Source organism: Maribacter sp. 1_2014MBL_MicDiv (assembly GCF_001865655.1).
In the GTDB taxonomy this organism is placed as follows: Bacteria; Bacteroidota; Bacteroidia; order Flavobacteriales; family Flavobacteriaceae; genus Maribacter; species Maribacter dokdonensis.
This window is the reverse complement of record NZ_CP011318.1, coordinates 941992-954994: the sequence shown is the minus strand read 5'-3', so window position 1 is coordinate 954994 and position 13003 is coordinate 941992. Positions and strand designations below refer to the sequence as shown.

Sequence of the window (13003 nt, the reverse complement as noted above, 5' to 3'; positions counted from 1 at the left end):
AAAAAGTTCATTTTTCCGTTGAACGGCACAAAAAAAGCCTCAACTGATTAGTCGAGGCTTTAAGAATAAACTTACAAAGAGTTAATCTCTTCTGGGTTTTCTATCGCGATTACGATCGTTTCCACGACGATCGTCTCTACGTTTATCATCACGTGGTGGTCTTTCAACAAAGCCTTCTGGTTTTGGTAAAAGTGCTTTACGAGATACTTTCTCTTTACGGGTACGTTTGTCTATACCAAAGTACTTTACATCGAATACGTCTCCCATGTTCACCACATCGGTTACATTTTCTGTACGTTCCCATGCCAATTCAGATACATGTAACAATACTTCATTACCAGGAGCATCTGTATATTCTACAACAGCACCAAAGTCCAACATTTTAATAACCTTTACTTCGTAAACGCTACCAACTTCTGGCTTAAATAATAAAGAATCTATTTTTGCCATAACAGCATCAATACCTTTGCTACCAACACCTAGTACTTCAACAATACCTTCTTCGGTAACAGGGTCTTCGTTAATAACGATAGTAGTCTCGGTTTCTTTTTGTAATTCTTGAATTACTTTTCCACCAGGACCGATCAATGCTCCAATAAACTCATTAGGTATACGTCTAGTAACCATTGTAGGTGCGTGATCTTTAACCTCTGCATTTGGTGTTTCAATAGTTTCGGCAATTTTACCTAAAATGTGTAAACGACCGTCACGAGCTTGTTTTAAAGCGTTTACAAGAATTTCATAAGACAATCCTTTTACTTTAATATCCATTTGGCAAGCTGTAATACCATCGGCAGTACCGGTTACTTTAAAATCCATATCACCTAAGTGATCTTCATCACCTAAGATATCGGAAAGAACAGCATATTTTCCAGATTCAGTATCTGTAATCAATCCCATTGCAATACCGGAAACAGGTTTTTTCAATTGAACACCGGCATCCATCATTGCCATGGTACCAGCACAAACAGTAGCCATAGAAGAAGAACCGTTAGATTCTAAAATCTCAGATACTACACGTACTGTGTAAGGACAATCTTCAGGAACCATTCCTTTTAATGCGCGTTGAGCCAAGTTACCGTGACCAACTTCTCTACGAGACGTTCCACGAATAGGTCTTGCTTCACCTGTTGAAAAAGGAGGGAAGTTATAGTGTAAATAGAAACGCTCTTCACCTTCGTAAGATGGCATGTCTATTTGGTTTGCTTCTCTACTTGTACCTAAGGTAACCGTAGCTAAAGCTTGAGTTTCTCCACGAGTAAAGATAGAAGAACCGTGTGTAGAAGGTAAATAGTTTACCTCACACCAAATAGGTCTAATCTCATCTGTCTTACGACCATCTAAACGCAAACCTTCATTCAATGTTAAATCTCTAACAGCAGCTTTTTCAGCTTTGCTGTAGTATTTAGAAATTAATCCGCCGAAATCTGCTTGCTCTTCTTCAGAAAAAGAAGCGATAATTTCTTCCTTGATTTCACCAAATGCAGCACTACGTTCATGTTTGGCAGAACCTGCTTGTGCAACAGCATATACTTTATCATATGCCATGTCGTGAATTTTCTGAGCTAAATCAGCATCTTCTCTTTCTGGCTCGTACTCACGTGTTTCTTTTTTACCAAAAGCTTCTGCTAATTTAACTTGAGCAGCACACTGTACTTTAATGGCTTCATGAGCAAACTTAATTGCTTCGGTCATTTCTTCTTCAGAAATCTCATCCATTTCACCTTCAACCATCATAACGGAATCTGCAGATGCTCCAATCATCATATCGATGTCAGACTCCTCTAATTGTGCTCTAGTTGGGTTAATGATGAATTCTCCGTTTACACGACCAACTCTAGCTTCAGAAATTGGGCATTCAAAAGGGAAATCTGATAATTGAATAGCTGCAGAAGCTGCTAAACCTGCCATAGCATCTGGCATAACGTCTTCGTCATGAGACATTAATTGAATCATCACCTGAGTTTCAGAGTGATAATCTTTTGGGAATAATGGACGTAAAACACGATCCACTAAACGCATGGTCAATACTTCACCGTCACTTGGTCTTGCTTCTCTTTTAAAGAAACCACCTGGGTAGCGACCCGCAGCAGCAAATTTTTCACGGTAATCTACCGTTAGTGGAAGAAAGTCCACATCACTTTGTTTGTAGTTGGAAACAACTGTACATAATAACATACATTTTCCTGATTGTACAACAACAGAACCGTGTGCCTGTTTTGCCAATTTTCCGGTTTCGATAGAAATTTCTCTACCATCCCCAAGGTCAATGACCTCTTTAAATACTTTTGGAATCATAAAATTCGATTAAAACCTGCTCATGCAGATTTGTTAAACAATGGTCTTTCCGACTGAAATTTTCTCTGGTCGGAGTTGTTGTGTTGTTGTGTTGACCAATGAAAAACCGTGTGTAGCTTTTTGTTCGCCTTTACCAAAATACTTGGCTTTAACTCCTAAGGCATGGAGTACTTAAAAAAAAGGGGATAGTTAACTATCCCCTTTTTAAAAATTATTTTCTAATACCTAGTTCTTTAATAAGCTCTCTGTATTTTACAATGTCATTTTTAATCATGTAATCTAAAAGACTTCTTCTTTTACCCACCAATTTTACAAGTGAACGCTCAGTGTTGTAATCTTTGTGATTCTTTTTCAAGTGACCGGTCAAGTGATTGATTCTGTGTGTGAACAAAGCAATTTGTCCTTCTGTAGAGCCAGTGTTTTCTGCGCTACCGCCGTATTTTTTAAAAATTTCGGCTTTTACTTCTTTTGATAAATACATTCCAATATTGTTTTAAATGATTTTTATGTATGTGATTGTTTTTCAATCAGGGCGCAAATATACAATTATTATTGAAATGTGCAGTGTATTTTATAATCAAAAATGCTCGCCGAATCAATTGATAGGACGAGCACTTTAAGATGGACCGTAATATCCTTAATGAAGATGTTTTATCATTAAAATATTAAGCAGAAGTTTTTTCTGCTCTTACCGGGTTATTTTGAATTAAATCTATGTAAAGATTAACTTTTTTCTTTAAATCTCTTCTATGTGAAATGAAATCTAAGAAGCCGTGTTCCAATAAAAATTCTGAAGATTGAAAACCTTCAGGTAAATCTTTACCTGTAGTATCCTTTACAATTCTTGGACCTGCAAAACCAATAAGTGCACCTGGCTCTGCAATATTGATATCACCTAGCATAGCGTACGATGCAGTTGTACCACCCGTTGTAGGATCTGTACATAAAGAAATGTACGGCAAACCAGCTTCAGATAATTGAGCCAATTTAGCAGAGGTCTTTGCCAATTGCATTAAAGAAAGGGCAGCTTCCATCATACGAGCACCACCAGATTTAGAAATCATCATAAAAGGCACTTTTTTCTTAATGGCGTGATCTATACCACGGGCAATTTTTTCACCTACAACACTACCCATTGAGCCTCCTATAAATTTAAAATCCATACAGCAAATAACGATGTCTTTACCATAAGACTTACCAAAGCCTGTTCTAACAGCATCTTTCAACCCTGTTTTTTTCTGAGCTGCTTTTAAACGCTCACTATATTTTTTGGTGTCTTCGAATTTTAAAGGGTCTTTAGAAGAAAGCTTCTCATCAAGTTCAGTGAACTTATTGTCATCGAACAGAATTTCAAAGTATTCTTTACTTCCTATCCTTACGTGATAATCATCTTCTGGGCTTACATAAAAGTTTTTTGCTAGATCGTCTGACTCAACAATTTTGCCTGTGGGCGATTTGTACCACAAGCCTTTAGGTGTGTCTTTCTTTTCTTCGGTAGAGGTTTGTATACCTTTTTCTTTTCTTTTAAACCAAGCCGTCATATCATCCATTTTATGGTTATCCTAAGTTGTTATAACGTATTTACGTTATTTAAATCTTCAAATGCTTTTTTCAATCTTTCAATAAAAGATATTTCTCCTTTTCTTAGCCAAACTCTTGGGTCATAGAATTTTTTGTTTGGTTCATCTGCTCCCTTAGGGTTACCTATTTGAGATTGTAAATAATCTTTATTGTCCTGAACATAATCACGAACACCTGCTAAGAAAGCGTATTGTAAATCGGTATCAATGTTCATCTTAATTACTCCGTAGCTAATACCTTCTCTAATTTCTTCAACAGTAGAGCCTGACCCACCGTGGAATACGAAATCAATATGGTTATGTTCAACTCCGTATTTCTCTGAAATATATTCTTGAGAATTCTTAAGAATTTTTGGGGTCAATTTTACGTTACCAGGTTTGTATACCCCGTGAACATTACCAAAAGCAGCGGCAATTGTAAATCTAGGGCTTACTTTAGAAAGTTCTTCATAAGCATACGCTACTTCTTCTGGTTGAGTGTATAGTTTAGAATCATCTACATCAGAATTATCTACACCGTCTTCTTCACCACCTGTAATACCTAATTCGATCTCTAAGGTCATGTTCATTTTGCTCATGCGCTCTAAATAACCTTTACATATTTCAATGTTCTCTTCTAAAGGCTCTTCAGAAAGATCGATCATATGAGAGCTGAACAAAGATTTACCGGTTTCTGCAAAATGTTTTTCACTTGCATCTAAAAGTCCGTCTATCCAAGGCAATAATTTTTTAGCACAATGGTCTGTATGTAAAATTACCGTAGCACCATAAGCTTCTGCTAATTGGTGTACATGTTTAGCACCTGCAACTGCACCTAAGATAGCAGCTTGCTGTCCATCATTTGAAAGGCCCTTACCGGCATTGAACTGAGCTCCGCCATTAGAGAATTGTATAATTACAGGAGCATTTAAGCTAGCTGCAGTTTCTAAAACGCCATTAATAGTGTCAGAGCCTATTACGTTTACTGCAGGTAGTGCAAATCCTTTTTCTTTTGCGTAGTTGAAGATTTCTTGAACCTCATCTCCGGTTGCAACTCCCGGTTTTATGTTGTGAGCCATAATTATGTTGTTGTTTGTTTCTTAAAAAGAATGAAAAACAAAAGTAATAAAACAATTATATTTAAAAGGGATAGTTGATACCAATTTGCAAAACAGCATTGGCAAAATTATAATCTCTAAACCATCTTTTAGACTGAATTTCAGCTGGGTTATAAGTTTTAAAGCCTAAATCTAATCGAAATAGGAAATAGGTAAAGTCGTATCTAAGACCCATGCCAGTACCAAGGGCAATATCTTTTAAAGATGCTAAACCGTCAAAAGTGGCATCTGGATCTTCAACATTATCTAGCACATTCCAAATATTACCTGCATCAGCGAAGATCGCTCCGTTAATATCTCCTGCAATAGGAAATCTATATTCAAGATTTAAAGCTAATTTTAGGTTGGCTTCGTTGAAATCGTTGATAGCAGAAGTGCTTCCGGGTCCTAATGAATATGGGAACCAAGCTCTGTTGTCATTAGAACCACCGCCAAAATAACTACGAACAAAAGGTATGTTGTCAGAGTTGCCGTATGGAATAGCGATGCCAAAAAATGCTCTTGCGGCCAAAACGTTAGATCGTTTTAAATCCCAATATTTTACATATTCAAATTCATTTTTTATGTATTGCGAGAAGGGAACACCAAAAACCAAAAGTTGATCATCGTCATTTTTATTGAACGGGATAAAAGTGGAGAATGCAGACAGTACGTTGCCGGCACCTTCAATTTTCCAACGAAATTGATAAAAAGTGTTATCTAGAACACCAGTTCTATTCGTTTTATTAAAAGTGTAGTTAGATGCAAATATTAAATTGTTTTCCGTGAGTCTTATTCTTCTTTCTTCAATGGTATTTACATCTTCAAAATCATCTGTTGTAGCACTTACTGTGCCGTCTAGTATAGCATTGGTGAATCCGCTTGTACCACTAGGTATGATCAAATTTAAATCATCATCACTATCATCTGTTTCAAAATATTCTGCCAGTTCTGGGTATAGCGCAGCGTCTTCATAAGAATCTGCAATTTCATCTAATAGTTCGTAGGTATTTGTATAAACATTGTAAAACCTATTACTGTTCACATTTCTTACAAATTGAATATTTAAAAGCTCAACATCGTGGTTTACAAAATCACTTGGTGTCCAGCTATATCCTAAAACGGTATTGAAGGTTTGTTTGTCCAGACCAATATTGTTTTGAAAATTGGTACCAATAGCAATTCTGGTTTTTGGTAATGTATAATTAGGTATAATTCTAGACGTATTAATGAAAGGAAACCATATTCTAGGGAAATCTAAAGAAATGTCTCCGCCAAATTCGGAAAAATAATTTGCCTCAAAGGTGTTGCTGCTTAATAAACCATAAGAGCCATTTGCCGAGATACTCAAATTTTCCGCCCCTTTAAAGATGTTTCTAATGAGTAGGGTGGTGCCCAAACCAACACCAAGTCTTCTTAAATTGGATCTACTCACTTCAAAGTTGGTTCCCAATGCGTATTTTGTTTTAGGAGCCAAGTAGATGTTGGTGTTTACTTTGTTGCCAAGGCTGTCTGCTTCAAATATTATGTTTGGGTACTTAAAAACGTTTAGTGCGTTTAATTGCCTTGACGTTCTAATTTTATCGACATCTCTATAAATACTATCCTTTTTGAAAAAAATGGCATTGGCCAAGGTTTTAGGTTTGATGTCAAAATTTTTAGAATAGTGAATGGTATAGTCTTGGTAGTCTATAGTGTAAATGGAATCTTGATTGTTTGTTGAAAGATAGTCTGTATAGATATTTATTTTATCGATTTTCTCAACTTTATAAGCAGAAGTGGTCACCTCATTTTCACCTCTTGTCTTTAGGTCACCTATATTAAGGGTGATGTTCATCTTTTGATCGTCTGCAGCTCTAGCGGTATCTCTTAAAATATCAAAAGTTATAGAGCTTTCTTGAAAATTTCTAATACCATTATTTCTGAAAATGCCTGTTAGTCTTTCACGTTCTCCGTTAAAATTTGAAAGATCAAATTGTTGCCCTTCTTTAATCAGTGAATTTGCGGCGTTTAAAAAATATAATGAATCTATTGCTCTAGATGAGATGTTGTTACCTAAAGAATCTATCATATAGGGGTCACCCAATTCAATATGGTAATTTACCTTGGCCTTTTTATACCTTGCGCTATCAATTACATACGTGGTATTGTTGGTGAAATAGCCTTTGCTCTGATAGTAGGCGCTTAATTTTTCTAGACTTAATCTTGTTTTGGTAGTATCTAAAACAGTGGGTTCTTCACCAATATCCTTTAGCCAATTACTTAGTCCCTTGACCAGAAAAGATTCGCCTAGCCTTTCCACTTGCTTTTCTGAAAGCAGTTTATCCAGTCTTTTTTTTCTGTTCTCTTTTCTGTATAACCAAGCGTTGTAAGAAGAATCAGGGTTTTCTTTGGCAAGGTTGTATAAATTTAACCTTAAAGGGTATCCTAGAACAGTAGAATTCGGTTTTTGATAGACGAGACTTTCTAATTCTTCGTTGTTAACTTTTATAGAATCAGCATAAATGGTGTTTTTAATCACCAAGAGTTCATCATCCTCAACCTTCTTTAGCGAGTTACAGGATAACAAGACTATTGCCAGTAGGGATAATAAGCTTAATTTAGCCATGATGTTTTTGGAGCAAAGTGCCATCCTCATAGAAATCAAAAATACATTATTTGAATGGTTGTCAAAAGTGAATTGAAACTTATCAAAAGCCTACAGCAAAAAAAGTGCCGAATTGAGCACGGACTATTTGTAATAGAGGGGAAAAAAACCTTGGAAGAAGTTGTGAAATATCAAATGAGACTATACAAATTGTTCGCTGTTGACCCAAGTAATTTGGATATTGGCGGTCATGAGGTAACGCAAGTGAGTGCAAGGGAGCTAAGTCAAATGAGTAGCTTAAAGAACCCAAATGGGTATCTTGGTGTATTTTATATTCCTGAAAAAGTAGAAAAAATAGCCTCTGATTGGGTTTTGGTGCTCGATGGTGTTCAAGATCCAGGAAATTTGGGTACTATTATAAGGCTTTGCGATTGGTTTGGTATCAACGATATTGTTTGTTCAAATGATACGGTGGATTGTTATAATCCAAAAGTGTTGCAGGCAACCATGGGGTCTATAACAAGGGTTAATATTCAATATAGGTCGTTAAGTACATTTTTAGGGTCAACAGAATTACCTATTTATGGAACATTTATGGACGGCGATAATGTAAATACTACCACATTACCTAAAAAAGGAATCATGATTATGGGTAATGAAGGAAAAGGAGTGTCCAATATCGTTGCTGAATTATGTACAGATAGATTGGCAATACCTCAATTTGGCGAAAAAACCACGGAGAGCTTAAATGTGGCTTCTGCAACGGCAATTCTATTACACGAGATTAGAAAATAGCCCGGCTTTTTAATTCGAAATATTTAACTTTTGCTAATTGTTATTCAAAAGTGAAGTTGATGAAAATGCCTCGGGTTTTCAGAGATTCAATATTTCCGGTCCAAGGGCTGTTAGGGTCTTGATCGGGCACTAGTTCATCCGTTAGAGCAAAGACACCTCGTATAGAAGGAGTGAATTTAAAGTATTCTAGGTAAAAATCAATTCCAAATCCAAGTTCGTAGTTGTACACCCATTTTTTCATTCTAAATGTTCCAGAACTGTTATCGTCCAAACTTTCTTCGTTACTACCTAAATTGAGTCCGGTAGAAACACCGCCTAAAAGAAATGGTTTAAAGTTGCCATATCTTCTAGTGCTGACTTTTAGTAGTAGTGGAAAATTAATGTAAGTAGATTTAACTTCTACAATTGCATCATTTTCATCAATTAATGGAGAGGGGAATCCTAATAGTCTAGATCCGTAATGCAACCCTGGTTCAAAACGAACATCTAAGAATTCATTAATACGCAACTCGCCAATCAATCCAACATTAAATCCAAAGGACTTTGCAACTTGGATAGTGGTTAGGTCTTTACCTGAAGAATCAAATCCTAATTCCTCTTTATAGTCAAATTTAAAGTCATACTGATTTAAACCTAAGAAGTAACCCCAGTTTAAGAGTTTTTTATCTTCGTTCTGTTTATTCAATATAGGGCTCTCATTAAATTGAGCGCTCATTAAATTCGTTATCAACAACGTTAAGGGTATTAAAAACCACTTCTTCATAAATGCTGGTTTACGATTGTAAAACGTCAAATAAATATTGAAAGACAGCTAATATTATAGATTAGCTTTTTTTGCAACATAAATTGAAGCAACCCCAAATGTTTGAGGTTTATTCGTTACATCTATAAACCCAATTTCGCGCAAAATATTGTTGAAGTTTTCTCCATGTGGAAAAACGGAAGCAGATTCGCTTAAATAGCCATATGCCGAATCGTCTTTTGAGAAGATTTTTCCAATTAATGGAAGAATATTTTTTGTGTAGAAATTGTAACCTTGTTTGTAAGGGGTCTTGGTGGGTACAGATGTTTCCAGGACCACTAACGTGCCGTTAGGTTTTAAAACTCTAAGAATTTCAGCCATACCCGTTTCAAGGGTTTCAAAGTTACGTACTCCAAAAGACACGGTAACGGCGTCAAAAGAATTAGCATCGAAAACAAGATTTTCACTGTCACCAACTACCATTTCAATAGTATTGTCCAAATTTTTATCGGTTACTTTTTCTTTACCAACCGCCAACATTCCCGGAGAAATATCTAGGCCCACAATTTTTTTTGCACCTGTTTTTGTAAGTGCTATGGCTAAGTCTCCTGTTCCAGTAGCAATATCTAATATCGAGTTAGGTTGTTCCTTTTTTAAAATTTCAACAACTTTTTTACGCCATTTAATGTCAATGCCAAAAGAAATTACTCTGTTTAAACCGTCGTAATTTTTAGATATGGTATCGAACATTTTGGTCACCTGTTCCTTTTTACCTAAGTCAGAATCTTTGTATGGCGTAACTTTTTGGGGCATTATATTGCTATTTTTTTGGCAAATATACAATATAGTAGGAGCTTAACTCCTTTTTAACCACCAAGGTTGGCCATTGATAGGTTAAAGAATTGAAAATAAAGAATAAACTAATTTAATTATGTAATTTTGCCCCATAATAATTGCTACGGTTTTCAAGACTACTTTTAAGTATTTATGGTGTTTAAGAGAGAAATTTTATGCTTGATAATTAGCGGTCTAATAAGATAAATGAAGATTATAATTGCTGGTGCTGGGGAAGTAGGCTTTCATTTGGCCAAATTACTATCCTATGAATCACAGGATATTACTTTAATCGATTCTAAAAAAGAGAGTCTGGCTTATGCCGATAACCATTTAGATATTCGTGTTTTAAAAGGTGATGCTACTTCTATTGCGGTGTTGAACGATGCCCAAGTGCAAAATTCTGACTTGGTTATTGCGGTAACCTCTTCTGAAACAACGAACTTAACACTCTGTATGTTGGCCAAACAGCTTGGTTGCAAGCGAACTATTGCCAGAATATCAAATACCGAGTTTATAAAGAATAAGGATCTTTTAAGGTTTTCTGACCTGGGGATAGATGAATTGATTTCACCCGAAGCATTAGCGGCGACTGAAATTCAAATGTTGTTGAATAAATCTGCATTCAACGATACCTATGAATTCGAGGAGGGCGAATTGATTATGGTAGGGGTTTCTTTGCTAAAATCTGCGCCGTTTGTAGGTAAAATGGTAAAAGAGGCTGCCAAAATTTTCCCTGAATTACATTTCATGCCCATAGCCCTGCAACGTACAGGAACGCAATATACGGTTATACCGCGTGGTGATACCGTTTTTAAGGAAGGAGACCAAGTATACTTTATTACGGTAAAAGAAGGTGTAGATGAGTTGTATAAATTAACTGGAAAGAAAAAAGCGGAAATCAAGAATGTAATGATTCTTGGTGGTAGTAAAGTAGGTTATAAGACAGCAAGAGATCTGTGTGCCAACAAGTTCAATGTAAAGTTGATAGAAAAGAATAAGGAGAAAGCCTTTGATCTTGCTGATGAATTGCCAAATGCACTGGTAATTAATGGTGATGGTAGAAATGTTGAGCTATTAGATGAAGAAAGTTTAGAGTCCATGGATGCTTTTATTGCGGTAACCGGCAATTCAGAGACCAATATTATGTCTTGCTTGGTGGCAAAATCAAAGTATATTAAAAAGACCATAGCCTTGGTGGAGAACATGGATTATTTTCAGCTCTCACATTCTATAGGTATTGATACCTTGATCAATAAAAAGCTTTTAGCTGCAAACAATATATTTAGGCACATTCGAAAAGGTGAAGTTGTAGCATTAATGCGATTAAACAACTTAAACGCCGAAATTTTAGAATTCATCGTAAAAAGAAATTCTAAAGTGACCGGTGCTACTATTAGAGAGTTAGATTTTCCTAAGGCGGCTACCATTGGTGGTGTTGTTAGGGATGGGGTAGGCCACATTGCACTTGGTGGTTTTAATATACAGGAAGGAGATAGGGTAGTGGTTTGTTGTCTACCATCTGAAATTCCTAAAATAGAACGAATGTTCCTTTAAGATGCGACTTAATTTAAGAATTATTTTTCATATCATGGGGCTTCTGTTACTTTGTAATGGGGGGTTTATGCTTTTGGCTGCAGTTGTTAGTGGTCTTTATAAAGATGGGGCTACCTTGAGTATTGCACTTGCTTCTATCTGTACTATGTTCGTTGGTGTTTTTATGATGTACTATACCAGGGGGCATAAAAAAGAGGTGAAACAAAAAGAAGGATACATCATTGTAACATTTGGGTGGATCGTAATGTCCATTTCCGGGATGTTGCCATATCTGTTTTCTGGAGCGTTACCGACGATAACCAATGCTTTTTTTGAAACTATTTCAGGTTATACCACAACCGGGGCATCAATCATGGATGATATTGAAGCCATGCCCAAAGGAATTCTTTTTTGGCGTAGTTTAACCCATTGGATCGGTGGTATGGGAATCATTGTATTGGCAATTGCCATTCTGCCTTTGTTGGGTATTGGTGGTATGCAGTTATTCTCTGCAGAGGCACCAGGACCTACTGGGGATAAGTTGCACCCTAGAATTACTGATACGGCAAAACGACTCTGGCTTATTTATTTTGGATACACTGTGGCAGAGACCATATTATTGCAGTTAGCTGGTATGTCCTTTTTTGATGCTATCAATCATGCAATGGCAACGTTATCTACGGGTGGATTCTCAACTAAAAATGCAAGTGTAGCATATTGGAACGATCAGCCTTTAATTCAATATATCATCATATTCTTTATGTTTTTAGCGGGTAGTAATTTCGTATTAAGCTATTTCGCCTTTAAGGGTAAAGTACAAAAAGTAATTAAGGATGAAGAGTTTAGATACTACGCAGGCTTTGTCATCGTTTTTACAATAATCGTTGCTTTGGTGGTATATTTCAAGGCAAATATTACAGAACTTACTCCCGGTTATCCTATGGTGTTAGGAAAGGCGGAAAGTGCCCTAAGACATTCACTGTTTCAGATCATCTCTGTGATAACCACTACTGGTTTTGTTAGTGCTGATTTTACGCAATGGACACCCTTTTTAACCGTGTTTTTCTTTGGACTGTTCTTTTTGGGTGGTTCTGCGGGTTCTACTGCCGGTGGTATAAAGGTTATGAGGCATTTATTGATAATTAAAAACGGAGTATTGGAATTTAAGCGTACGTTACATACCAACGCCATAATCCCTGTACGATACAATGATAAAACGGTAAAGGAAAAAATTGTCTATAATATAATAGGCTTCTTTGTGCTGTACATGTTACTGTTTATTATTGGTGCTTTGGTGTTAGGTTTTTTGGGATTGGATTTTGAAACAGCCATAGGAGGGGCGGCATCTTCTTTAGGTAATGTAGGTCCTGCTCTAGGAAGTTTAAATCCGGTAAGTAATTTTAACAGCTTGCCCGATCTTGCAAAATGGTGGTGCGGATTTTTAATGCTTGCCGGTAGGTTGGAGTTATTTACCGTACTGATTTTATTGACTCCTTATTTTTGGAAAAGCACTTAAGGTAAAGAATAGTAGAAATAAAAAAGTCCCTTAAGAAAA

The 13003-nt window shown here is 36.3% G+C and carries 10 protein-coding genes; 3 read left to right on the top strand and 7 right to left on the bottom strand.

What is annotated here, in order from left to right:
- Nucleotides 1–81: 81 nt before the first annotated feature.
- The 5 genes from YQ22_RS03895 to tamL all read right to left on the bottom strand — a co-directional run bounded on the left by YQ22_RS03895 (nt 82) and on the right by tamL (nt 7562).
- Complete coding sequence (locus tag YQ22_RS03895; RefSeq protein ID WP_071340135.1) at nt 82–2298, bottom strand: polyribonucleotide nucleotidyltransferase; 2217 nt, start codon at nt 2296–2298, stop codon at nt 82–84.
- A 211-nt stretch (nt 2299–2509) separates the two neighbouring features.
- Nucleotides 2510–2779, bottom strand: coding sequence for a 30S ribosomal protein S15 (gene rpsO, locus YQ22_RS03890; protein WP_058106043.1), 270 nt, complete (start codon nt 2777–2779; stop codon nt 2510–2512).
- Nucleotides 2780–2963: 184 nt separating this feature from the next.
- A complete protein-coding gene (gene accD / locus YQ22_RS03885; protein WP_058106076.1) occupies nt 2964–3839 on the bottom strand; it encodes an acetyl-CoA carboxylase, carboxyltransferase subunit beta in 876 nt (291 codons plus the stop codon).
- A gap of 29 nt (nt 3840–3868) precedes the next feature.
- Nucleotides 3869–4936, bottom strand: coding sequence for a class II fructose-bisphosphate aldolase (gene fbaA / locus YQ22_RS03880; protein WP_071340134.1), 1068 nt, complete (start codon nt 4934–4936; stop codon nt 3869–3871).
- A 61-nt stretch (nt 4937–4997) separates the two neighbouring features.
- Nucleotides 4998–7562 carry a translocation and assembly module lipoprotein TamL gene (gene tamL, locus YQ22_RS03875; RefSeq protein ID WP_232231306.1) on the bottom strand — a complete coding sequence of 855 codons (2565 nt, stop codon included), beginning with the start codon at nt 7560–7562 and terminating at the stop codon, nt 4998–5000.
- Nucleotides 7563–7616: 54 nt separating this feature from the next.
- On the opposite strand from tamL, the gene YQ22_RS03870 reads away from it, so the two are divergent.
- Entirely contained in the window at nt 7617–8336 is a 720-nt protein-coding gene (locus YQ22_RS03870; protein ID WP_071340133.1) for a TrmH family RNA methyltransferase, read from the top strand.
- Between the two features lie 40 nt (nt 8337–8376).
- On the opposite strand, the gene porT is transcribed toward YQ22_RS03870, so the two are convergent.
- Nucleotides 8377–9099: a type IX secretion/gliding motility protein PorT/SprT gene (gene porT, locus YQ22_RS03865; RefSeq protein WP_071340132.1), complete on the bottom strand. Its 723-nt coding sequence runs from the start codon at nt 9097–9099 to the stop codon at nt 8377–8379.
- A 54-nt stretch (nt 9100–9153) separates the two neighbouring features.
- Entirely contained in the window at nt 9154–9891 is a 738-nt protein-coding gene (gene ubiE / locus YQ22_RS03860) for a bifunctional demethylmenaquinone methyltransferase/2-methoxy-6-polyprenyl-1,4-benzoquinol methylase UbiE (RefSeq protein ID WP_058106048.1), read from the bottom strand.
- A 228-nt stretch (nt 9892–10119) separates the two neighbouring features.
- Here ubiE and trkA point away from each other — a divergent pair, with 228 nt between their 5' ends.
- Nucleotides 10120–11469, top strand: coding sequence for a Trk system potassium transporter TrkA (gene trkA / locus YQ22_RS03855; RefSeq protein ID WP_058106049.1), 1350 nt, complete (start codon nt 10120–10122; stop codon nt 11467–11469).
- Between the two features lies 1 nt (nt 11470).
- Complete coding sequence (locus YQ22_RS03850; RefSeq protein WP_071340131.1) at nt 11471–12964, top strand: TrkH family potassium uptake protein; 1494 nt, start codon at nt 11471–11473, stop codon at nt 12962–12964.
- The last annotated feature ends 39 nt before the right edge of the window (nt 12965–13003 follow it).